This is a genomic window from Rhodococcus sp. Leaf278, from assembly GCF_001426085.1.
Lineage (GTDB): Bacteria > Actinomycetota > Actinomycetes > Mycobacteriales > Mycobacteriaceae > Rhodococcoides.
Genome location: NZ_LMRR01000043.1, coordinates 131424 through 154254 on the forward strand (window position 1 = coordinate 131424; position 22831 = coordinate 154254).

The following is a 22831-nucleotide window of genomic DNA, read 5'->3' on the forward strand; positions in this document are numbered from 1 at the left end:
CACTGACAATCGTACGAACGTTGACTAATGGTCCTTCCCTAACGATCGCATGATTGTTAGATTGTGCCCATGGCCTTGGAACCTCTGGACTCGTGCGATCTGTTGTGTATGGACCTCCCTCACGCCGAGAGGGTTCGCGCTACTCTGCCCGCGCTCGGCGATATCGAACCGGTCGCCGACGCTGCCCGAGCATTCGGCGACCCCACCCGACTGACCATCGCGCTCGCGTTGAACGCCGGCGGGCAGATGTGTGGCTGCGACATCGCGTGGATCGTGGGACAGAGCCAGAAGCTGGTCTCCCACCATCTCCGCAAACTCAAAGCCGCGGACGCCGTCACATCGAACAGAGACGGAAAGTTGGTCATGTATGCGCTCACCGACCGCGGCACCCGACTGCTCGCGACACTGACCGAGGTACTGCCCACCACCTCGATCGTCGCTGAAGTCACCGGGGTCGATCATGGCTGACGCGTGCTGCGGACCTACCCAGGCAGCGCCGACCACCGAATCCACTGCTGACGGTGCGGGCACGGGAGGTCCAGCTCCAACCGATGCACTCCCGAGGTTGTGGCAGGTCCGCGAGCTGCAACTCGCCTCGGCCGCCGCGATCATCCTGGGCGCATCGTGGTTGCTCGGTCGAACGGGTGCCGATGCGGTTGCGACCGTCGGCGCTCTGATCGCTGCCGCGATCGCCGCCGTCACCTTCGTTCCCGCGACGGTGAGAAATCTGCGACACGGACGCATCGGTGTCGGCACGCTGATGACGATCGCGCTCCTCGGTGCCATCGCATTGGGCCAGATCCCCGAGGCCGCGATGCTCGGTATCTTGTTCTCCGTCGCCGAGGGGCTCGAGGAATACGCGGTCACCAAGACCCGCCGCGGACTGCGCGCACTCCTGTCCTTGGTGCCGCCGACGGTATCTGTCCTGCGCGGTGGAACCGAGCAGGCCCTGTCCCCCGACGATGTCGTGATCGGGGACATCATGGTGCTGCTGCCGGGTGAGCGAGCTGCCACGGACGGCACCATCGCTCGCGGTTCGACGAATCTGGACGTGTCTGCGATCACCGGCGAGTCCGTGCCCATCGAAGCCGGTGTCGGTGACGAGGTGCATGCCGGTGCCATCAACGGCGGCGGGGCCATCGAGGTCACCGTCACCGCGCCGGCATCGGAGAGTTCGCTTGCTCGCATCGTCCGCATCGTCGAACAGGCCCAGGACCGCAAAGGGGCCGGCCAACGGCTCGCGGACCGTATCGCACGTCCGCTCGTGCCCTCGATCATGATTCTCGCCGTACTCGTCGCCGGCGTCGGTGCGGTGCTCGGTGACCCCATGTTGTGGCTCGAACGCGCACTGGTGGTCCTGGTCGCGGCATCACCGTGCGCGTTGGCCATCTCGGTGCCGCTGTCGGTGGTGGCGGCGATCGGGGCTGCGAGCCGCAACGGGGCATTGATCAAAGGCGGTGCAGCAGTGGAAGAGCTGGGCCGCATTCGCGTCGTCGCCTTGGACAAGACCGGCACCCTCACCGCAGGACGACCGGAGGTCGTCGACGTCGTCACCGCTGCGGGAATCAGCCGCAACGCCGCGCTGGCCGTTGCTGCTGCGCTCGAAGCGCGCAGCGAGCATCCACTCGCCCGCGCCGTACTGGCCTCCGTATCGACCGTCGCGGCAGCCGATGATGTCACTGCCATCGCCGGGCACGGCCTGACCGGCACCCTCGACGGCTCCGCGATCAGGCTCGGGAAACCGAGCTGGTTCGACACACACCCCAGCTCCGAGGAGTTCCACGCCGACGTCGCTCGTCTCCAGAGCAGCGGTGCCACAGTCGTTCTCGTCGAACGCGCCGGAGTTCTGATCGCTGCGATCGCCGTCCGCGACGAACTGCGGCCCGAGGCCGCCGAGGCTGTCCGCCAACTCACCGCGCTCGGTATCGACACTGCGATGCTCACCGGCGACAACGCGCTCACTGCGCAGGCGCTGGCGACCCAGGCGGGCATCACCGCCGTCCACGCCGAACTACTGCCCGAGGACAAAGCGGCCCTGCTGACCGACATCGCGGCCGGACGCAAGATTGCGATGGTCGGCGACGGCATCAACGACGCTCCCGCCTTGGCGACCGCAGATGTCGGTATCGCCATGGGCGCGATGGGAACTGACGTTGCCATCGAGACCGCCGATGTTGCCCTCATGGGGGAAGACCTCCGGCATCTACCGCAGGTGCTGGCCCACGCTCGACGCGCCCGGCGCATCATGATCGAGAACATCGCCTTGTCGATTGCCATCATCGGCGTGCTCGTCCCACTGGCTGCTACCGGTGTCCTGGGCTTGGCCACTGTGGTGCTCGTCCACGAACTCGCCGAAGTCCTGGTCATTGCCAATGCGATTCGCGCCGCCCGCACCACGCCCTTGGACGGGTTCGTGCCACCGCCCGCGGCGTCCGGTGCCCTCAACGTCACGATCGCGCCCGCAGCGGCCTTCGAGGATGCCTGCTGTGCTCCGGCTCCGACGCCGAGGAACATCTCACCTCTCGCATCTGGGAACCTACTGGCCTCCACCACCGCAACGTCACCGTCGGCGATCGGAGCAGACGATGGCAGCTCCGGGTGCTCGGATGGATGTACCTGCTGCACATCGACCCCCGCGTACGGCGAACTCTTCCGCGGAAAGAGGTAGAGACCTGTGAGAGGTGATCGGACTGCGCGCAGGCTCTACGGGATCGAAATGACCGCAGCAGCAGGGGCATCGACAACAGAGGTGCGCTGGTACCACCTCGAACGAGCACACATCCTCTCGCAGCCCTATCCGTGGTTGCATACTCGCAACCACGCCGCGATGTTGAAAGCTGCGGTGACAGAACATGATCGGCGCGAATCCTGGGGCCAGTTGATTCGGATCGTGGTCGCTGCTCCAGGATCGTGGTCGGGGCGATACCCGGCCGGTAACACCGGCCGGGTCGAGGCGGGACTGATGTCGCCGATGCCCATTCCGAAGGACCTTGCGGACGCGCTGGGGGGCACGTAGCGGGAGTCATCAGTTCAGGCCTGCGTAGGAGTGTAGGCCTGAGACGACCATGTTGATGATGAACAGGTTGAACAGCATCGCCACGAATCCAGCGATGTTGATCCATGCTGCGCGGGTGTTGCGCCATCCGCTGGTGGCGCGGGCGTGCAGGTAGGAGGCGTAGACGATCCAGGTGATGAAGGAGACCGTTTCTTTCGGGTCCCAGCCCCAGAATCGGCCCCATGCGGCTTCGGCCCAAATGGCGCCGAGGATGACGCCGACGCCGAAGAGTGGAAATGCGAAGATCGTGGTCTTGTACGCCAGGATGTCCAGAGTCTGCGCGGAGGGCAGACGGGCGACGATTCGGCTCATTCTGCTCCCCGAGGCCTCGGGATGCTTCATCCGGATCAGGAACAGCGCGCTCGCAACCCCGGAGATCAAGAACACCCCGCTGCCGAGCGAGACGATCGAGACGTGCACCGGCAGCCAGTACGACTGCAGTGCCGGTACCACCGGTGCTGCGTTGGCGTACAGCACGGTACCGGCGACGAACAGGAGGATCAACGTCGGCACCAGAACGAACAACCACAGGGTGCGCAGCTGCTTCGAGCGCAGCACCACCAGTGCAGCCAGTACACCGGCCGCGCAGGTGACCGAGACGAATTCGTACATGTTGCCCCACGGCGGCCTGCTGGCGGCGATCCCGCGAAGAACGATCGACCCGACATGCAACGTCAGCGCCACCATCACCAGCCCGAGTCCGGTACGGCCCATGCGTTCGGACGGAACCCGCCGGGGTGCGTCGGGAATGCGACCGGGCGTCGACGATGTCACTGCGATCACCCGCGTGCGCAGTCGCTCCATATTGTGCAGCTCCGCGCTACGGGTCGACGCGAGCTGACCGAGGAATGCGATTGCTGCGAGGAGATAGACCACGAAGGCGGTCTCGAAGCTGATGTCGCTCCAACGAGCGAGGGTGTCGTCGATCGGCATGGTGTTACACCGTTTCTCTGTCGTGGGTCTCGGAGTCGCTCGGGGTTGCCTGCGGCCAGATCTGTGACCGGAGGGTCTGGAATTCGGGTCCCCAGCCGGCGTGATCGGTGCGAGCCAGGCCGCCCATGTCCACTCGCGAGAGTCCGTGTTCGCCAAGGTGGGCCCGGAACCAGATGCGACGGCGTGTGATGACCAGGGACACCAGTAGTCCGGTCATCATCGTGACCGCGAACACGAGGACCCACCTCTGCGCGGGGTCGTATCCGACCTGGAGATTCGCGAATTCCTTGGCACCGTCGAACCGGACGAGAGTGCCGTCGGAGAGGGTTGTCGATTCTCCGGGCCGCAGGTTGACCCGGTCCTGCTTGACCAGCCGACCCTGGTTGATCATCTCCTGGTCCAGGGAGAAGATCGACTGCGGGATGCCGGTGTCGAGACCGGTGTCGCCCTTGTAGATGTCCACTGCCACAGCGGGATCGACCAATTCCGGGAAGCGAGAGGAGAGCAGATTCCCGTTGAATTGCGCGGTGGGCGCGAAGAGTCCTTCGATGGCGATCTGGCCTCGGCGGCGTTCGTCGGCGGTGGCGTAGGTCCCCCCGGGTGGGTCGAATCGCAGCGCGCCGCTGCTGAGGAACGTGGTGGCGTCGTCGGGGCGGAACTGCATGGCTTCGGTGCGGGTCTGGCCGTCGGGGAAGGTGACGGTGAACTCGGGGGCATAGCCGTGTCCGGTGAGGTAGATGCGTTCGTCGCCGAGCCGGAGGGGTTCGTTGACTTTGAGTTGGTAATCGCGCCAGGTGTCGGCGGCGATGTCGTCGGCGCTCTGGTAGGAGATGTTCGAGGTGAACATCTCGGCCTGACCATTGTCGAGGTAGTCGGCGGTGAAGTCCTTGACCCGGATACAGAACGGCTCGAGTCCGGTGCCGTCAGTGCTGTTGCCAGCACGGAAGGAGTCGTAGACGGCGGGAGAGGTGTTGCAGAAACCGGGTCCGTTGTCGGCGATGACGATGACCGAGCCTTCGTAGCCGAACAGTTTGCCGATGGCGATAGCGGCGAGCAGACCGATCAGCGAGAAGTGGAAGAGCAAGTTCCCGGCCTCGCGGGTATAGCCCTTCTCGGCCGAGAGAGTCAGTGCCCCATCGGGCTCGGGCCGAACGACGGTACGCCACCCTTTCAAGTGCGGCGCGATGTCGGCAATCACCTTCTCGGGGTCACCGGCGAGGGTGCCCGAATGATGCAACGGTAGTCGAGTGAGATTTCGGGGTACTCGAACAGGTTGTGCGCGAAGAGCTTTACCGTGCTCGATCAACCGCGGAGTCAGACAGCCGATCAGCGACACGAACAGCAGGACGTAGATCGCGGTGAACCAGGAACTTGCAAACACGTCGAACAATTCCAGTGTGTCCATCACCGGCCCGAGAGCCGGGCGCGCGGCGATGTAGGCATCGACGGCCTGGGTATTGAGATTGCGCTGCGGCAGCAGTGCGCCGGGGATTGCTGCGGCGGCGAGAAGAAACAGCAGCACCAACGCTGTACGCATCGACGTCAGTTGTCGCCACCGGTTGCGCAGCATCGCCACCGTTCTGCGCACCAGTCTCGGCGAGTGCGCACTGGGGTGTTCGTCGATCGTCATCTCCGCACGCCCTTCACCGACCACCATCTAAATACTACGCGACATAGTAGTTTGCGGGTTCGGTGTGGTGGAGCGTGGTCGGCGCAGCAGCGAGAACGCCAGTGCCGCAACAGCGCCGGTGGCGGCAATCCATTCCGGAACGTTGCCGGTGATCGTCGCCGGGGTGAGCGTGGTGCTCAGTGACACCTCGGTGACGACAGCTGCGGGGGTGAACAGCTCCGTGCGCTCGACGACCTCCCCGCGTGCATCGATGACGGCGCTGACGCCGCTGGTGGCCGAAACGACGACGCTGCGCCCGTGTTCGACCGCTCGTACCCGTGACATGGCGAGTTGTTGATAGGTCATGTTCGTCCGACCGAAGGTGGCGTTGTTGGTCGGCACTGCGATCAGCTGGGCACCGGCGCGGACGGAGTCGGTGAGCAATGCGTCGAAGGCGACCTCGTAGCAGGTGGCCACCGCGACGGGCACTCCGGCGAGGTCGACGACGCCGTTGCCCTGACCCGGAACGAAGCGTCCTGCTTGGGCGGCGTAGGGAGAGAGTGCGGTGACGATCGTGCGGAGCGGCAGGTATTCGCCGAACGGCACCAGTTGCCGTTTGTCGTGCCTCTGCCCTGGGCCGGTGACCGGATCCCACACGATCGAGGTGTTCGTGGTGGTGCCGTCGCCCTGGCGTAGTACCGTGCCGACGAGAATGGGCACACCGACGGCGCGGGCCGCGGCGTCGATTCGTGCGGCGGCATCGGGGTTGCGCAGGGGGTCGATGTCGGAGGAGTTCTCCGGCCAGATGACCAGATCGGGTGCGCGTACGCGGCCGGAGTCGATGTCGTCGGCGAGCTCGATGGTGCGCTGAACGTGGTTGTCGAGCACCGCTCGTCGTTGGGCGTTGAAGTCGAGACCGAGCCGCGGGACGTTGCCTTGCACCAAGGCGACGGTGACCGTGTCCTGCTGCGGCGGAGCGAACAGTGGGGCCACCATCGTGAGCGCCCCTACAGCAGTGGCCGCACCGATGCACGACGCTGCTGCAGTTCTGCGGGTGATGCGATCGGAGGCAACAGCGCCGGCCAGAGCGGACCCGATCAGCACCACGACGAACGACAACCCCGGTGCGCCGATCAACGCAGCCAGAGGCAGCAGCGGCCCGTCGGATTGACCGAATGCGATGCGGCCCCAGGGGAATCCGCCGAACGGGATCCTAGATCGTGCCGCTTCCATCGCCACCCAGGCGCTCGCCACCCAGACCGGCCCCCACGGCAGTCGCGACATCCGATCCGCTACTGCGCCGAACATCGCCACGAAGAGGGCTTGAACGACGGCCAGCGCCAGCCACGGCACCGATCCGACGTACTCCCCCACCCACGGCAGCAGAGGCACGAAGAACGCCGAGCCGGCAACGAAGCCGTAGCCGGCCCCCGCACGCGCCCCTCGCCCGCGCACAGCCAACAGCAGCATTGCAATTGCTACCGGAGCGAGAAACCACAGATCTAGGGGCGGGAACGTGGCGTACATCGCCAGCCCCGAAGTTGCCGCTGCGGTCAGACGTGCCCAGGTTCGGGGCCCTTCACCTCGACTTGTCCGATACAGCCGCCACACTCGACCTCGGTCGACGCAGGACGGTCCGGGCCCGGGTTCGGCATCGGGCATCGCCCTCATGACGAGGGTGCCGCCGCCCTCACGGCGACACGACGCATCGGGTGGCGGAGAAATCGACGGTATTCATCAACTACTATGGTGCATAGTATTTCAAGTGTTGGCAAATCCGGGGTCACCTGCACCGTCTGCGGTGCACCCGGACGTACGCACGGTGTACACCCGAGAACGAGGACCAGTGACCCGCTCCCCCATCGCAGCCGCTCGGCTCCGCGCCGCCGCAACCGCCCTTGTCCTGGCTCTGGTCGCTGCCGCTCTACTGGTCGACTACTGGGCGCAGGCGGCGTTGTCCGGCTCGACGATTCCGCTGCGGATACTCGAGCTGCGACTGGCCTTCAATCGCGGAATGGCGTTCAGCCTGGGTGATTCTCTGCCCGTGTGGGTCGTCGTCGCCGTGACGGCGTCGATCACCACCGGGTTGGCGATCTACGGGTGGCGTACCGCGCCTCACGCGGGTCCGGTCACCACGGCAGCGCTGTCGTTGGTCCTCGCCGGTGCACTCTCGAATGTCCTCGACCGGCTCCTCGACGGCGCGGTCACCGATTACTTTCACACCGGTTGGTGGCCGACATTCAACCTCGCCGACATCTACATCACCTGCGGGGTGGTGCTGATGATCGGGGCGGCACTGTTCACGCGAGAGGCCACAAAGATTACCCCTCGGCCCGCAGTGCCCGACAGCGCCGAATCGTGAACTTGCATGAGATACCTCGGTGCTCGAATCGAATGCCCTGCAGTGCAGACACATTCGCGACAGGACAATCTTGCTGATTCGCTCGAACAGTGAGAGTGATCGACACCGGAACGGCTCGAAACATATTCGACCACAACCACCGACAAGCGATCGTCGCCTCTCGCTCGCCGAGGCGCACCGAGGCGCACCGAGGGGAACCTGCTGCATGAGCGACAACATCCCGGCGCTACCGCGCCGTATTTTTCTCGCTACGAGCTGCGCTACAGCGTGCCTGGCTGCCGCCGGATGCAGCGTCGGCGAAGCCCCGTCCGGTGAGGACACCGCTTCCGACGGTCCCATCACCTTGTCGGTGAACGATGTTCCTGTCGGCGGTGGAATCGTGCTCGCCGACCGGCAGGTCGTCGTCACCCAACCGGAACCCGGTACCTTCCGGGCCTTCTCGGCTATCTGTTCTCACCAAGGGTGCACAGTGAACCGAGTCCGCAACGGCACGATCGAGTGCCCCTGCCACAACAGTGCCTTCTCGATCACCGACGGGGTGGTCGTGCGCAGCCCCGCTACCGAGCCACTGCCGAACCGCGCCGTGACCAGAACCGTAGATACCCTCACAGTCGACTGATCCATCACCGGGCGGCCGAACATGCGAGGTGGACGGGTTCGGGGTGAACGGTGTCGACCGGGCCGATGTGCGGCAATCGAGGACCCACTCTGTGCCCCCACCCGACTGGTGCCGGTTCCGGTACATCGCTGCCGTGTCGACGACAGCACGGCGTGCCGATCTCGCACCGGGTCGAGACCTGCCTACCAATTGACCTCTCGGCAACGGCCTTCGCCTTCCTGGGGTTCGACCTGCACAGTGGCGTGTTCGAGACCGAACTCGTCGCGGAGAACCTGCTGCGCTGCAGCGAGCACCCGGGGTGTCTCGGCCTCCGGGGCGACCGTCAGATGCGCCGAAGCGACCTCCATCCCCGACGTCAGTGTCCAGATGTGCAGATCGTGTACCTCTTCGACATCGTCGACACCGGTCAGGGCCTTTTCCACGGCGGCGACATCGATGCCCGACGGAGCGTGTTGCAGCAGAATTCGTACGGCATGACGCCCCAGAGTGAATGCACGCGGCAAAACGAACAACCCGATGGCGACCGCGATGACCGGGTCGGCGTACCGCCACCCGAACACGACGGTGACCAGTCCGCTGACGAGCACTCCGATCGAGCCGAGCATGTCCGCCATCACCTCCAGATACGCACCCCGAACATTGAGGCTCTCTTTCGCACCACTACGCAGAAGGAGGAACGCGATGAGGTTCATGGCCAGACCGAGCAGTGCCACCAACATGACCGGAATCCCGGGCACCTCCGGTGGGTTCGTGATGCGTTGCGCGGCTTCGTAGAGAATCCACCCAGCGACACCGAAGAGCAGCACTGCATTGAACAGAGCCGCGAACACTTCGGCTCGATACAGTCCGAACGTGCGGCCGGTCTTGCGAGACTGCCGCTGTGCGAGTGTGATCGCCACGATCGCCATCAAGACCCCGAACACGTCGGTGAACACGTGTGCGGAATCGGACAACAACGCCAGCGACGAGGTGGACAGACCCACTACCACCTGCGTCACCAACGTAACCGCCCCGAGACCGACAGCGATCCACAGTCGCCCGAGGTGCTTACCGGATGCGCTCGCCGGCGATCCCGGCTCTATCCCGTGGCCATGTCCGTGTCCCATCGTGGGTACCCCTTCTCGGCGTGGTTCGATAGCAGGAACACAACATATTGCGATATGCGCATATATGCAAGTGTCGTGTTCGCTGGAAGCTGCTGCCCGCGCGGCCGCACTGCGTCGGCGCAGAACTATGATTCGTAGTAGTTCGATCTCGGTTGCGCGACTTGGTCGCGCAGCCGTGCCGATATTGCCGGCCGACAGTTTTCCCGCCACACATCATCCACGTAAGGGGTGCCGCGTCATGGCCACCGACGACATGGCCACCGAAGCCGCACTCTCGACCCGCGGTCCGGTGAATCGACGCTCCGGTTCGCAGGTGATGCTGCTGTGGGCCGCGATCGCGGCAGTGGTGGCCGCTGCGCTCGCGGCGTTGTCGACGTCGCAGGCGCTGATTCTGCTCGGGCTTCCCGATCCGGGACCGATCACGACCTACGGTATTCCGGCGCTGACCGCGCTCGGAGAGGTAGCCGCGGTCGTGGCGGTGGGGTCGTTGCTTCTCGCAGCGTTCCTCGTTCCTCCCCAAATGTCGGGTGTGCTCGCCATCGACGGGTACATCGCCGTCCGCACCGCGGCGAAGGCCTCCGCTGTGTGGGCGGTGTGCGCGGCGGCGTTGGTGCCGCTGACACTCTCGGACGCGTCGGGTCAACCTGTCGGATCCGTTGCGGCGCAACCGGTGCAGTTCCTCGGTGCGATCGGCGATGTCGAGGCCTCCACTGCATGGGCCATCACCTCTGCGGTCGCGGCGATCACCGCCGCAGCATGCGCGGCAGTGTTGCGGCATCGGTGGACCCCCGCCTTGTTCGCCCTGTCGATGCTCGCGTTGATCCCGCGCGCGGTCACCGGCCACTCCTCGACCGGCGGCAATCACGACATCGCGACGAACTCGTTGATCCTGCACATCCTCGCCGCCGCTCTGTGGGTTGGCGGACTCCTCGCACTTCTCGCTCATGCGCTGCGCGGGGGTGGACACCTTGCCGTCGCGACCCGCCGCTACTCGACGCTCGCTCTGGTTGCGTTCGTGATCATGGCGGTCTCCGGAGTGGTCAACGCTGCCGTGCGAGTACCCGTGACGTCGCTGTGGGATTCGACGTACGGCGCTCTGATACTGGCGAAGATCGCAGCCCTGGCGATCGTGGGGACCCTCGGGTGGATACAGCGACGACGAACGGTCGGCGCTCTGGCCCACGATCCCGAGAACCGCAGATCCCTGATCACGTTGTCGATGATCGAGACCCTCGTTCTCGTCACCACAGTGGGCCTGGCGGTTGCACTCGGTCGCACTCCCCCGCCCCCGCCGCAGGACGCCTCGCTACCTCAGGCGCACGAAGAAGCCTTGGGCTACGTGTTGGACGGCCCGCCCACCGCTGCGCGGTTGGCGTTCGAGTGGCGTTTCGACCTGGTGTTCGGCTCCGCTGCGGTGATCGCGGCCGTCCTGTACCTGGTGGCCGTGCGGCGCCGCCGGCGGGTAGGCCTGCCATGGCAGAGGCGGTGGACAGCGAGCTGGTTGACGGGCACTGCGGTGCTGCTCGTGGCGACCTCGTCCGGGGTCGGGCTCTACAGCCCGGCGATGTTCAGCGTGCACATGGCGGGACTGACCGCGGTCGCCATCGCCGTGCCGTTGCTGTTGGTCCTCGGCCGACCGGCCACCTTGTTCGCCTCGGTCCTGCCGACCGCGCCGGCAGCCGACGCACCGGGCTCGCGCGAATGGCTCCGGGCTGCATGGCACAGCCGAGCAGCCCGGATCGCGATCCACCCGTGGGTCAGCACCACGGTGTTCCTGAGCAGCTTCTACCTGCTCTACCCCGGCGGAGTGTTCGACACCGTCGCCGACTCGCATGTGGCACACATGGTGATGAAGGGCTGGTTCCTGACCGTCGGGATGGTGATGTTCTGGGGCACGGTCGGCGAAGACCCGGTACCGAGACCGATCGCGGGACTGACGAAGTTGCTCGCGAGTATCACCGCGTTGGCCGGGTTCGCATTCTTCCTCGTCGTGACGATCGATCTCGAGACCGCGCTCGGAGCGAGCTTCTACAGCGGACTGCGTCTGGATTGGAACGCAGACCTGCTGGCCGACCAGCGGCGCGGCGGCACTCTTGCGTGGGGCATCGGCGAGTTGCCGTTGCTCGCTGCCGCGGTTCTCGCCGCGGTCCGGTGGTCGGCGGCCGACGAGAGCGCGGCACGGCAACGAGATCGCCGAATCGACGATCAAGGTGATACCGAACTCGAGGCGTACAACACCATGCTCGGTGGCCTGTCCTCTCGGCGGGATCACCCCTGATACCCGCAGAATCCGTTCACGGTCAGAGTCGCCGCAGTGCGGGGGATGTCCTCCGAGGACCGTGACCAGCGGTATGGGCGAATCCGGGTCGAGTGGGATGGAAAAACTATGGTCGATAGTAGTAACCTGTGGCCTGACCGTCACCATTTCGTTATCTCGAGCGAGGCCTCGGCCTCGTAGCCACCAAGGATTGTGATCTTGGCCCGACACCGCACACCCGATCCGATCGACGACGACTGCGCAGCGCCGGCGCGCGCCGGCGTGATCTCGATGCCCGTCGGCCACAGGCCGACGGCGCTCACCGATCGCCCCCGTCATCGACGGGCCGACTTCGCACCCTCACGTTTCGTGACCGAGTCGCCCGCCGATGCCGGGTACTCCGACACTCTGTCGGAGGACGAGCACACGCCCGCGGCGCAGACGCCCGCACCGGATGGAACCGTTCACGCGGTCAGCGACGCCTGGGACACCGCGGGCGCGGGCGCTACCGCGTCGATGTGGGCGGCGCACGTGGCCGGTCCGGACGAGACGACGCACAACGAGGGTGACCGCGATGTAGTCCAGCCCGTGTCGCGAAGTGCTCGCCGCGGACTTCATCGCCGCCGGGTGCCGAAGCCGGGTGGCCGCGCCATCGCTGCGTCGGTCGCGGTCGGTGCCTTCCTTTCCGCGGCAGCGACGTCTCCGAACACCGGGTCGCAGGACAGTGTGGCACTGAGCGCTGCGAGTATCGATCGACCTCCCGCCGGCGTCCTGCCGCCGAGCCCGGTCGTTGCCTCACCCCCGCAGGTGTTGCAGTTGCCCGATCTCGACGTCGGCCGACTCGCGCAGCGCATGACCGAGCAACTCGCCGAGGGGGGAGTTCGGGCGGCGGAGCGCGCAGCACGCGACGCCGAGGCGCGCCGCCCGCTCTCGGTGGTGCCGGTGTCGGGCACATTGACCTCCAGTTCTGGGCCACGTTGGGGGACAACGCATTACGGACTCGACATCGCCAATACGATCGGGACGCCGATCGTATCGGTGACCGACGGTGAGGTCATCGAATCAGGGCCGGCGCAAGGGTTCGGCCTGTGGGTGCGTATTCGTCAGGACGACGGCACGATCGGGGTGTACGGGCACATAGACCAGGCGCTCGTCACCGCCGGTCAACGCGTGAAAGCCGGCGAGCTCATTGCTACGGTAGGCAACCGAGGCCAATCCACCGGACCCCACCTGCATTACGAAGTGTGGCAACCCGACGGTGCCAAGTCCGACCCGACGGCGTGGCTGTCGGCACGCGGAGTCGATATCAGCTGACACGACGAGGAAAGAAGAACTGGCGATGAAAAGGCTCGGTGATCTCGAAGCGGAGGTGATGAACGTGCTCTGGGAATGCGATGGACCGCAGTCGGTCCACGACCTGCGTGAACTCATGGCCGACAGAAACCCCGCCTACACCACGATCCTGACCGTCGTGACCCATCTCCACGAGAAGGGGTGGGTCGAGCGGACCAAGCAGTCACGCGCGTACCTGTACTCCCCGGTGCAGTCGCGCGCGGAGGCCACCTCGCAGGCGCTGCGCGAAATCCTCGACACCAGTACCGATTCGGCCGCGGTGCTGATGCATTTCGCGAAAACCGTCACCGACGACGAGCTCGACGCTCTGCGGGGGAACCTGCCGGACGTGAACCGGTGATCGTCGCGCTGGTGTTGCTCCTCGCGGCGATCATCGCGGCCGTCGCCCTGCCGCAGCCGTTGACCTCTCTCACCCGCACCGTGAGCCCCACTCTCGCCTTGACCGCATGGATCGGCAGCATCGCCGGGGTGCTGTTTCTCGTGGGATCCGCGGTGACCGTGTTGCTCTGGCCCGGCCATGCGCCCGCCGAGGGCATGGTCGAACTTGCCGTCCGCTGTCTGGGATCGCTGCAACACGCGGCCCAGCCGTGGATCGGGGAAGCTGTAGCCGGGGCATCGGTCGTCCTCGCGGCGTCGGCGTCGGCGCGCGTCCTGCGCTCGACTCGCCGTCAGCTTCGAGCCCGGTCCAAAGTCCGCGACTATCACCGCGATGTCATCGCCGTCGTCGCGCGCACGGACCCCGGACCCGAACCGATCATGTGGCTCGACCACCCGCTCCCGCTGGCCTACAGCATCGACGGTCGCCCGGGCTACGTCGTGGCCACCGAAGGCCTGCTCGCCCATCTCGATCCCGATCAGCAGCGAGCTGTGATCGCACACGAACGTGCCCACCTGCGCGGGCGACACCACCGCATCGTCAACATCTGCGAGATCCTGGCCAAAGCACTTCCTCGCGTTCCCCTGTTCGCCGCAGCACCTGCAGCGGTGCGGGTTCTGGTCGAGGTCGCCGCGGACCGGACCGCGGCCGCGGTCACCAGCGCCGACACTGTGCGTTCGGCCTTGTCGACGGTCTCGCAGGCGCATTCAGCGCGGCCACTGTGGGCGTTGGGCCTGATCGGGGACTCGACCGCCGCGCGGTTGCATCACCTCGACACGAGCGCGCAAACACCGAGCCGAACCGGAGCAGGCGCTTACGCTGCCGCCGCCGTGCTGCCGCTCGTGGTGCCGGCCGCCATTGCAATCCTCACCCTCAGTGCGGTCTCCGCCGCAGCGTGCGCGGTCCTGCTGACTTGAACCACCCCTAAATACTATGGTGCATAGTATTTGAGCTAGGCTGTCGGACGCGTCCTGTAATTCGCGTGCGATTCGAAGGTGGTTCCATGACGGCGCTGACATCTCCTCCGGCTGCGCCGGCGGTTCGCCCCTATCCACCCCGCGGGGCACGCAAGGGGTCGTTCCTGCACACGATGGTCACCACCACCGATCCGAAGGTCATCGGACTGATGTATCTGGTGACCTCGTTCGGATTCTTCCTCGTCGGCGGCCTCATGGCCTTGATCATGCGCTCCGAACTCGCCGTCCCGGGAATGCAGTTCCTCTCCAACGAGCAGTACAACCAGCTCTTCACCATGCACGGCACGATCATGCTGCTGCTCTACGCCACCCCGATCGTCTTCGGCTTCGGCAACTACATCCTGCCGCTGCAGATCGGCGCACCCGATGTCGCCTTCCCCCGGCTCAATGCCTTCTCCTACTGGCTCTACCTGTTCGGCGCACTGGTCACCACCGCCGGGTTCATCAGCCCCGGCGGTGCCGCCGACTTCGGCTGGACCGCGTACACCCCGTTGAGCAGCGCCGTCTACTCCCCCGGTATCGGATCCGACCTGTGGATCGTGGGCCTGCTCATCGCAGGCCTGGGCACCATCCTGGGCGGGGTCAACATGGTCACCACCGTGGTGTGCCTGCGCGCACCGGGAATGACGATGTTCCGCATGCCGATCTTCACCTGGAACATCCTGGTGACCTCGATCCTGATCCTGCTGGCGTTCCCACTGCTGACCGCAGCGCTGATGGGCCTGCTCGCCGACCGTAAACTCGGCACCCACATCTTCGATCCCGCCAACGGCGGGGCGTTGCTCTGGCAGCACCTGTTCTGGTTCTTCGGTCACCCCGAGGTCTACATCATCGCGCTACCGTTCTTCGGAATCGTCTCGGAGATCTTCCCGGTCTTCTCCCGCAAACCCATCTTCGGGTACAAGGGTCTGATCTACGCCACCGTCGGCATCGCAGCTCTGTCCATCGCGGTGTGGGCGCACCACATGTATGCCACCGGCGCCGTGCTGCTGCCGTTCTTCTCGTTCATGACCTTCCTCATCGCCGTGCCGACCGGGGTGAAGATCTTCAACTGGATCGGCACCATGTGGCGCGGCCAGGTCACCCTCGAATCCCCCATGCTCTTCTCCATCGGATTCCTGATCACGTTCGTCTTCGGCGGGTTGTCCGGAGTGCTCCTGGCGAGCCCGCCCATCGATTTCAACGTCACCGACACCTATTTCGTCGTCGCGCACTTCCACTACGTCGTGTTCGGAACGGTCGTGTTCGCGACCTATGCGGGCATCTACTTCTGGTTCCCGAAGATGACCGGCCGCATGCTCGACGAACGACTGGGCAAGTGGCACTTCTGGATGACGTTCCTCGGATTCCACGCCACCTTCCTCGTCCAGCACTGGCTCGGAGCGCAAGGAATGCCGCGCCGCTACGCCGACTATCTCCCGTCCGACGGGTTCACCACCCTCAACCAGGTCTCGACCGTGGGATCGTTCGTTCTCGGAGCCTCGACGCTGCCGTTCATCTGGAACGTCTTCAAGAGCTACCGCTACGGCGAAGTGGTCACCGTCGACGACCCCTGGGGATTCGGTAACTCCCTCGAGTGGGCGACCAGTTGCCCACCACCGCGGCACAACTTCACCGAGATGCCCCGAATCCGCTCCGAGCGGCCGGCGTTCGAGCTTCACTATCCGCACATGGTCGAACGCATCCGCGCCGAGCAGCACGTCGGTGGCCCGCACTCGGATTCGATCGCGCCCTCGGAAGTGATCACCGAAGCCATCGCCGGCCGTGAACGATCCGATCCGCCGGACCCGGTGAAATAACCATCGCCGCAGAAGTGACCCACCGCTAAACCGCCCTCCCTACTACTATGTCCCGTAGTTGTTGGGTCGGGCTCGATACAGAGGAGTACCCCACGTGAAACGTCTGATGCTGATCGCTGTGATGATCTGCGGGACAGCATTGTTCGCTGCAGCGCCGGCGTCGGCGCACAGTGAGCTGGTCAGCTCCGACCCGCCCGCCGATGCCACACTCGAGTTCGCGCCGATCGGTGTCGGTCTGGTGTTCAACCAGGACATCAACGAATCGTTCGCGACCATCAGCGTCGTGGGTCCTGGCGACACTCAGTGGGCACAGGGAACGGCCACGGTCGAGGGCCCCGACGTATCGGTCCTGCTCCAGGACGGACTCCCCAACGGGGAGTACACCGTCGGCTACCGTGTCACCTCCGCGGACGGGCACCCGATCACCGGGTCGTACGGTTTCTCCGTCGACGTTGCGGCGACCGCCACCCCTCAGGACGCCGCTGCACAGCAGTCGCAGAGCGGTGCGACCTCGACCTCGCCGACTCCTTTTACCACGGCGACGCAGCCCTACGATCCCAACAATCCCTCCGCCAGCGAAGACCGGCCACCGAAACAGAACACCATGATGCTGCTCTCCATCGTGGGCATCACGGTTATCGCGCTCGCCGCTATCGCCCTGACCCTGGTGATCCGAGGCAAGAACAAACAATGACAGGGTGCCGATGAACATCGCTGCCGTCGATCCCCCACAGGCTCCCCCGACGCTGGCAGCGCTACTGAGCTGGGATCTTCCACCGCTCCCGATCCTGCCGATCGCCGGCATCGTGATGGCCGGGCTGTACTGCTGGGGACTGATTCGGATCCAACGCCGCGGTATCGAATGGTCGCGCGGGCGCAGTTTCAGCTTCCTCATCGGCTGCGCGGCGCTGGTCCTGGTGACCGGACTGCAGATCGAACGCTACGGCTACAGCCTGTTCAGCGTGTTCATGTTCCAGCATCTGACGTTGTCGATGCTTGTTCCACCCTTGCTGGTGGTCGGCTCCCCTGGACGGCTACTGCTGCGGGCCACCTCCCACTACGGCGTCGGCCGATGGGTACTCATCGCCGCCTTGACAGGTTTGCGGAGCCGCGCCGGGCGCATCGCACTACATCCAGGTCTGACGATCCCGCTGTTCCTCTTCAGTTACTACGGCCTGTATCTGTCGTCGATCTTCGATGTTCTCGCGGTCACAGTCATCGGCCACGTGTCGATGGAGATCTTCTTCTTCGCCAGCGGGCTGCTGTTCATCATCCCTGTGCTCGCCGTCGGCCCCCTCCCCGTTCGGCAGAGCAATCTGGGCCGGTTGTTCGACCTGTTCGTCGAGATGCCGCTGCACGTGTTCTTCGGTGTCATCTTGATGATGTCGAGCACCCCCATGCTGGCCACATTCGCCTTCCCACCCCCGGAATGGGGCATAGATCCGGTATCCGATCAGAAGCTCGCCGGAGCGTTGGCGTGGTCCTACGGTGAGCCGGTGGCATTGCTGGTCGTGCTCATCTTCTGTATTCGGTGGAACCGGGACGAAAAAGAGGAATCGGCTGCCGCGGACCGGCACGCCGAAGAGGACGGGTACAGCGAACTCAACGCCTACAACGATTTCCTGAAAAAGATCGGTAGCGAGACCAGTCAACGCACCTGAGCTGTCGCGGCCGTCCTGCGCTCGGGGACTGCCGCGACCTCATCGCCTGATCGCGCTTACTGGCAAGGGCACGATCGGGCGCATTCATCGCGCACGTGTGCCCGCCCCGATTCTGGCTCCCCGCTCACCGAGCCAGGCTTGCGGATCGACCTTCTGCCCCGCGGGAGATGTGGTCTCGAAATGCAGGTGCGGACCCGTCGAATTACCGCGGTTCCCGACCTCTGCAATCCGATCGCCCTTACGGACGCGCTGACCCACCGTGACCGAATTTCCGTTGTTGTGCCCGTAGGTGGTGATCGATCCATCGTCGTGTCTGATCCGAACCCACAGCCCGAAGCCCTGCGCGGGCCCGGCGCTGATGACAGTCCCGTCGGCCGCGGCGACGATCGGCGAGCCCAGTGAGTCGGCGATGTCGACACCGCCGTGTTGTGTCCCGCTCCGGGTGCCGAAGTTCGAGGTGACCAGTCCACCGCTGGGTGCGACAGCAGACGCAGTACCTCGGGAGGTGGCCGAGCCACCGGACGTGGAACCTCGCTGCTGTGCTGCATCAGGAACAGAATCTTCGGGCGCAGTCGTCTCAGGCACACTCGTCTCAGGCGCAGTGGTGTCTGGCACGGGCGAATCGCGGCCGGTGTTGCCCGTCACCGGATCCTGTTCCCCCCCTCGGTCGCCGTCGTGCGGGACCGCGGGGTCGAGGGCGTCGACCTGGAGCGATGTGGCGATACGAAGGGCCAGGAGTGGGTCGAGAGTAGCCAACGGGGCCAGGCAGGACAGGGACTGCGCCGGGGCATTCGACACTCCTCGGGCGATGGCGTCGACGATGCATCCTGCCGACGCGGACACGGGGCCGGCGGTGTCCGCGATGACACCGCCGGCCTGGGCGGCGGCCCACGACGAGGATGCGAAAGCTGCGAGATCTGCCACCGCGATCGGATCGGTACCGATTGTCGCGGCCCGATCGGCCAGGCGGATCAACCGGCTGACGGCGTCGGCGGTCTGCTGACCTTCGACCTCGTCCCCGGACTTCGCGGCCGGTTGACCCGGATTCGCTCCGGCTACCGGGGCGTGCAGGAACACCGCACCGAGTGCGACACCGACGATCACGTATGTCCGCGCACCTCGGCATGCGCGACGTCGACCGCCGCTCGGCGTCGTCTTTCCCGCGTTGTTCACGTGGTCACCCTTCTCGTTGAATGCCGGTCGCGACCGCAGTGGATGCCGTGTCGGCCGTGGGTCAGTGTTGCGTGGTCCCATCGACACCACAAGCCCCTTCTGTCACACGCTCGACTGAATTCATCGCTGTTTCGCCTATCGCGTCGGCGTCGAAAGTGAGTGCATTGCACAGTAACTCGACGATTCGACGCCGTTCCATGCGTGCCGGTGCCGGTCATGGGGGTCATCCCAATCGTTATTACTATGCAACATAGTATTTCGATATGGGCGTCAGCTCTCCGGCAACGGTGAGACCCCGTGTGCGCTCAGTAGGGCATCGATCTGACCGACCTCGGCGGTTTGGGTCGAGGCGATCGAGCCTGCGAGCGCGGCGACAGCGGGAACTGTCGCGTTCGCCGCTCCCTGCTCTGCCATCGGGATTCCCCCACGATGGTGGCGGCGGAGCAGTTGCAGATACCGGCCGTCGAATTCTTCGGCGTTCATCCGGCGAAGTGCCGTCAGCTCGGCGGTACTGGCCATGCCGGGCATCGACCTCGCGTCCTGTCCGCTGTCGTTCGCGGACGCGCTCATGTCCATCGGGTGACCCTCTGTCGAGCTGGCCTCGGTCATCCACGTCATCGGCGGGCCGTCTGGCAGATATGGCCTGTCCCACAGTGTCAACCAGCCTTGCATAGTGCCGACTTGGCTCTGCTGCGAGGTCAACACGTCGAAGGCGAGGGTCCGGATGACCGGATCCGTCGAGCGTCCCAACGCCATCGCCGACATCTCGATCGCCTGGTTGTGATGGAGCGACATGTCCTGCGCGAAACCCACATCCACCGAATCCGATGCGGGTACGGCCACTCGTGCGCCGTCCGGTGTGAGCAGTACGCCGATGAGGACGCCGGACAGGACGAGGGCTGTCACCGCCAAGCCGATGAGCAGTGCCCTGGGCCTGGATCTGGGTCCCGTTTCCGCGGCGTCATTCTGTGCATCGTCGATCTGGGCATCGTCGGTCCGGCCGTGCACGGTCATCGACTCCCCTCCCCCATCGGCGCTGGCGCACTGTCGAGGGCCGGGTCTTCCTCGAGGGGCACCGCGTCCGGTCCTGGCTCGCTGGCGTCGAACGGCGGCGGGTTGTCGGGATCGAACGCGCCGGGAATGGTCGAGCAACTGGCTCCGCTCTCGGGGTGGGTCGAGGGGTTCTGTCGCAGAGCAGCGACGAACTGAGTGATGCGCCGGTCGGAGGCATTGTCGAGCTCGAGTCGATGACCCCACGACTGCAGCGTGATCGGTGCCGTCAGGCCCGGGTAGGGCGACATCATCGTGTAGGGCTCGCCCTCGACCCGCCCGGCGAGTGAACCGACCTCGTCGGAGGAGACCCGGTTCGGGTCGTACGTCACCCACACCGCCCCGTGTTCGAGCGAATGAACCGCGTTCTCGCTGCGTAGCGGGACGGGGTACACCACTCCGGTACACGTCGCCCAGGTCTGGTCGTGAGGGCCGCCGAACGGCGGACTCCGATCGTAGGCAACTCTCTGAGCTGGTTCGACGTGCCGCGCTGCCGGATACTCGACCTCGACGACGCCGTCGATGCCGCGCGAGGGGTCCGGGTCGTCGGCGGTCGGCGCGAACCGCTCGGCCTGATTGCGTTCGAGGACGCGGGGGGCCAGGTTGTATCCGATCGCACCGACGAGCACGACGATGACGACACCCGCGCCGATCACCGTCCAGGGAGCGCGTACGCCCCCGGGCACTCCGGCTGGGCGTGATCGCCGAGTCGAGCTCCGTCGGCCTCGGGCGGGGTTTCTGCTGCTGTTCATATTGCTCCTCCGTCAAATACTATGCACCATAGTATTTGATGGAAGGTCCAAGAAAGTCCCTACGCACGACAGGACGGCCCATGCCGGTGTTCCGCGCACCCTCAACTGCTCGCGGGCAGCTTGCCCTTCATGTACTGGCGTACAACGGTGCACGCCTGCTCTTCGTGTGTGTCGCCGCAGGAGTACTTTTGGCCGTCGACGCGCTGACGAGCCTTGACATTTCCTTCGTGTTGGTTCTTCTTGGCGCACTTGCAGCAAGCCTGCCGCTGTCGGCACTGACCCTGAGGAAGCTTCGCCGAACCATCAATGCGGACATCGAAGCAGTCGATCGCACGCGCTCGATCAAGAAACGAGGCCCCGCGGCGGGACGACCCGGCACCGACAAACCGTGACGTCGGCGTACGGACTTCGGCGTTGGCGTTGGCGTTGGCGTTGGCGGATCGTCCGTGTCGGTCACTGTTCGCCAACCCACTCGATGGGTGCTTCGGCGTCCGGCTCGATGTCTAGTAGTTCCAGGGTGCGGTGCATCAGAGCCTCGATTCGATACTCGAGATCGTCGACGAGGTCAGGCACATCAGCCAGAGCGGCGTGGGCACGGCCGCGGGCTTCGACACCGATTCGGTAGTAGTCCGAGCCTGGTGCAGCTGACACCGGGTGCGGTGGTGGGACGGTCACGTCCGTTTCCCGCTCGCCACGACCGCGTCGCCACGACAGGGGCGGGCGCGGGTCGTGCCGGGGCGGTCGCCCGGAGCGGTGAGCAGCGATGACCGCCCCGACCGCTGCCGGGGTCATCGGGTCGGCGGGGAACGGCATGTGACCCCACCGGTCGATCGGAACGGCGACGGGGCCTGGACGCACCGGCCACCTGGACATATCGGGAAAAGTGTCCCCCTGTACGTGCTCTGTGAGTAGTGCCGTCGAGGGGTAGCGATCCGAGAACCGCAGGACAGTACGCCAGCGTTCCCAGATCTCGGCGGGGTTGAAGCCTTCCGACTCATCGGCTGCGATCCAGATACTGTGCCGCCCATCGATCCACACACCATCGCCGTCGACTGCGATGTCCGAGCGATCGAGCGACGCAATAGCTCTGTGCGACAGGCCAGCTCCGGACAGCAGAAGTAGAACTGCGTCCCTGCGGCCGAACAGCGCCTGCGTCGATCCCAGGAAGGGCAGCGCTGTGGCCAGTTCCCGGTAGTGTTCGGCGCGACGTGCCACGCGTGCGGTCCGTCCGGAGTCGAGCGCCATACGCAGCGCTGCCGCACGCCCGGGCGGGGTGTGACCGGCATCGAGATGTCGGCGGTTGATCGCGGCGACCCTGCGGAGCTGCACAGGATCACTGGCTGGATTACCGGTCAGGAACTGCGCCAACGTCATAGCCGAGGCAGGGAGTGGCTCGACGTCGGTTGCGGCGCACCAGTCGGCAAACAGTGACCACTCGTAGCGGTAACCGCTCGGCGGAGTAGCGCTGCGTTCGGGCGACACGGTCAATGACGCTACCCACCTGCACCGACACCGCTGAGTCGAAACACTCAAAACTCGTTTCCCGCCAGAGCAGATTCCGACCATCCCCGGGGGTGCTGCGCCGGTCTGGCGCAATATTGAACCGCCGAACATGCCCAGGGATGGAACTGACCACGCGCGGTTGGGCGGCGAGTTCGTGTTGCGTGAGCACGCAAATCACACCCCTGGGTGGGCTTGTCACTGTCGTCGGCAGGCGAGGGCCAGGCGGCAGTTCGATTGCTCCCGAAG

The 22831-nt window shown here is 65.4% G+C and carries 21 protein-coding genes; 13 read left to right on the forward strand and 8 right to left on the reverse strand.

The window, feature by feature from the left end; genetic code table 11:
• Positions 1 to 69 precede the first annotated feature (69 nt).
• From ASG84_RS23750 to ASG84_RS23760, 3 genes are read left to right on the forward strand one after another with little or no spacing between them, the layout of a single operon-like run.
• Entirely contained in the window at positions 70 to 468 is a 399-nt protein-coding gene (locus ASG84_RS23750) for an ArsR/SmtB family transcription factor (RefSeq protein WP_032370896.1), read from the forward strand.
• Positions 461 to 2668: a heavy metal translocating P-type ATPase gene (locus ASG84_RS23755; RefSeq protein WP_057479437.1), complete on the forward strand. Its 2208-nt coding sequence runs from the start codon at positions 461 to 463 to the stop codon at positions 2666 to 2668. The genes ASG84_RS23750 and ASG84_RS23755 overlap by 8 nt, the downstream gene beginning before the upstream one ends.
• A gap of 6 nt (positions 2669 to 2674) precedes the next feature.
• A complete protein-coding gene (locus ASG84_RS23760) occupies positions 2675 to 3016 on the forward strand; it encodes a DUF3703 domain-containing protein (RefSeq protein ID WP_268793505.1) in 342 nt (113 codons plus the stop codon).
• A gap of 9 nt (positions 3017 to 3025) precedes the next feature.
• On the opposite strand, the gene ccsB is transcribed toward ASG84_RS23760, so the two are convergent.
• Genes ccsB through lnt form a run of 3 tightly spaced genes read right to left on the reverse strand, consistent with a single transcriptional unit; the run spans position 3026 to position 7124 of the window.
• Positions 3026 to 3988: a c-type cytochrome biogenesis protein CcsB gene (ccsB, locus tag ASG84_RS23765; protein WP_032386878.1), complete on the reverse strand. Its 963-nt coding sequence runs from the start codon at positions 3986 to 3988 to the stop codon at positions 3026 to 3028.
• Positions 3989 to 3992: 4 nt separating this feature from the next.
• A complete protein-coding gene (gene resB, locus ASG84_RS23770; protein ID WP_057479544.1) occupies positions 3993 to 5618 on the reverse strand; it encodes a cytochrome c biogenesis protein ResB in 1626 nt (541 codons plus the stop codon).
• Between the two features lie 27 nt (positions 5619 to 5645).
• Positions 5646 to 7124 (reverse strand): apolipoprotein N-acyltransferase, encoded by a 1479-nt coding sequence (gene lnt, locus ASG84_RS23775; protein ID WP_235581827.1) that lies wholly within the window; start codon positions 7122 to 7124, stop codon positions 5646 to 5648.
• Between the two features lie 319 nt (positions 7125 to 7443).
• Here lnt and lspA point away from each other — a divergent pair, with 319 nt between their 5' ends.
• Positions 7444 to 7959: a signal peptidase II gene (gene lspA, locus ASG84_RS23780; protein ID WP_052057172.1), complete on the forward strand. Its 516-nt coding sequence runs from the start codon at positions 7444 to 7446 to the stop codon at positions 7957 to 7959.
• 205 nt (positions 7960 to 8164) lie between these two features.
• Positions 8165 to 8578: a Rieske (2Fe-2S) protein gene (locus ASG84_RS23785; protein ID WP_057479439.1), complete on the forward strand. Its 414-nt coding sequence runs from the start codon at positions 8165 to 8167 to the stop codon at positions 8576 to 8578.
• Between the two features lie 182 nt (positions 8579 to 8760).
• Here the strand turns inward: ASG84_RS23785 and ASG84_RS23790 are convergent, their stop codons facing one another.
• Positions 8761 to 9684 carry a cation diffusion facilitator family transporter gene (locus tag ASG84_RS23790; protein WP_032370892.1) on the reverse strand — a complete coding sequence of 308 codons (924 nt, stop codon included), beginning with the start codon at positions 9682 to 9684 and terminating at the stop codon, positions 8761 to 8763.
• Between the two features lie 238 nt (positions 9685 to 9922).
• On the opposite strand from ASG84_RS23790, the gene ASG84_RS23795 reads away from it, so the two are divergent.
• The 7 genes from ASG84_RS23795 (at position 9923) to ASG84_RS23825 (ending at position 18107) form a co-directional block, all read left to right on the forward strand.
• Complete coding sequence (locus ASG84_RS23795) at positions 9923 to 11962, forward strand: cytochrome c oxidase assembly protein (protein WP_057479440.1); 2040 nt, start codon at positions 9923 to 9925, stop codon at positions 11960 to 11962.
• Between the two features lie 495 nt (positions 11963 to 12457).
• Positions 12458 to 13255: a M23 family metallopeptidase gene (locus ASG84_RS23800; protein ID WP_082521196.1), complete on the forward strand. Its 798-nt coding sequence runs from the start codon at positions 12458 to 12460 to the stop codon at positions 13253 to 13255.
• Positions 13256 to 13280: 25 nt separating this feature from the next.
• Positions 13281 to 13634 (forward strand): BlaI/MecI/CopY family transcriptional regulator, encoded by a 354-nt coding sequence (locus ASG84_RS23805; RefSeq protein ID WP_057479441.1) that lies wholly within the window; start codon positions 13281 to 13283, stop codon positions 13632 to 13634.
• A complete protein-coding gene (locus tag ASG84_RS23810) occupies positions 13631 to 14587 on the forward strand; it encodes a M56 family metallopeptidase (RefSeq protein WP_057479442.1) in 957 nt (318 codons plus the stop codon). Before ASG84_RS23805 ends, ASG84_RS23810 begins: the two co-directional genes overlap by 4 nt.
• An 86-nt stretch (positions 14588 to 14673) precedes the next feature.
• The gene (gene ctaD / locus ASG84_RS23815) at positions 14674 to 16446 is read left to right on the forward strand and encodes an aa3-type cytochrome oxidase subunit I (RefSeq protein WP_057479443.1); all 1773 of its coding nucleotides are present in this window, start codon (positions 14674 to 14676) and stop codon (positions 16444 to 16446) included.
• A gap of 94 nt (positions 16447 to 16540) precedes the next feature.
• Positions 16541 to 17140 carry a copper resistance CopC family protein gene (locus ASG84_RS23820; protein ID WP_057479444.1) on the forward strand — a complete coding sequence of 200 codons (600 nt, stop codon included), beginning with the start codon at positions 16541 to 16543 and terminating at the stop codon, positions 17138 to 17140.
• Positions 17141 to 17150: 10 nt separating this feature from the next.
• Entirely contained in the window at positions 17151 to 18107 is a 957-nt protein-coding gene (locus ASG84_RS23825; protein WP_057479445.1) for a cytochrome c oxidase assembly protein, read from the forward strand.
• An 84-nt stretch (positions 18108 to 18191) separates the two neighbouring features.
• Here ASG84_RS23825 and ASG84_RS23830 read toward each other — a convergent pair whose 3' ends face one another.
• The 3 genes from ASG84_RS23830 to ASG84_RS23840 form a co-directional block, all read right to left on the reverse strand.
• Positions 18192 to 19280: a M23 family metallopeptidase gene (locus tag ASG84_RS23830; protein WP_235581815.1), complete on the reverse strand. Its 1089-nt coding sequence runs from the start codon at positions 19278 to 19280 to the stop codon at positions 18192 to 18194.
• A gap of 270 nt (positions 19281 to 19550) precedes the next feature.
• A complete protein-coding gene (locus ASG84_RS23835) occupies positions 19551 to 20294 on the reverse strand; it encodes a DUF305 domain-containing protein (protein WP_057479447.1) in 744 nt (247 codons plus the stop codon).
• The gene (locus ASG84_RS23840) at positions 20291 to 21082 is read right to left on the reverse strand and encodes a DUF3105 domain-containing protein (RefSeq protein ID WP_057479448.1); all 792 of its coding nucleotides are present in this window, start codon (positions 21080 to 21082) and stop codon (positions 20291 to 20293) included. Before ASG84_RS23840 ends, ASG84_RS23835 begins: the two co-directional genes overlap by 4 nt.
• Before the next feature lie 80 nt (positions 21083 to 21162).
• On the opposite strand from ASG84_RS23840, the gene ASG84_RS23845 reads away from it, so the two are divergent.
• Complete coding sequence (locus tag ASG84_RS23845; protein WP_008720486.1) at positions 21163 to 21474, forward strand: DUF4229 domain-containing protein; 312 nt, start codon at positions 21163 to 21165, stop codon at positions 21472 to 21474.
• Positions 21475 to 21535: 61 nt separating this feature from the next.
• Here the strand turns inward: ASG84_RS23845 and ASG84_RS23850 are convergent, their stop codons facing one another.
• On the reverse strand, positions 21536 to 22564 hold the full coding sequence (locus ASG84_RS23850; RefSeq protein WP_053068873.1) for a hypothetical protein: 1029 nt from the start codon (positions 22562 to 22564) through the stop codon (positions 21536 to 21538).
• Positions 22565 to 22831: the final 267 nt, after the last annotated feature.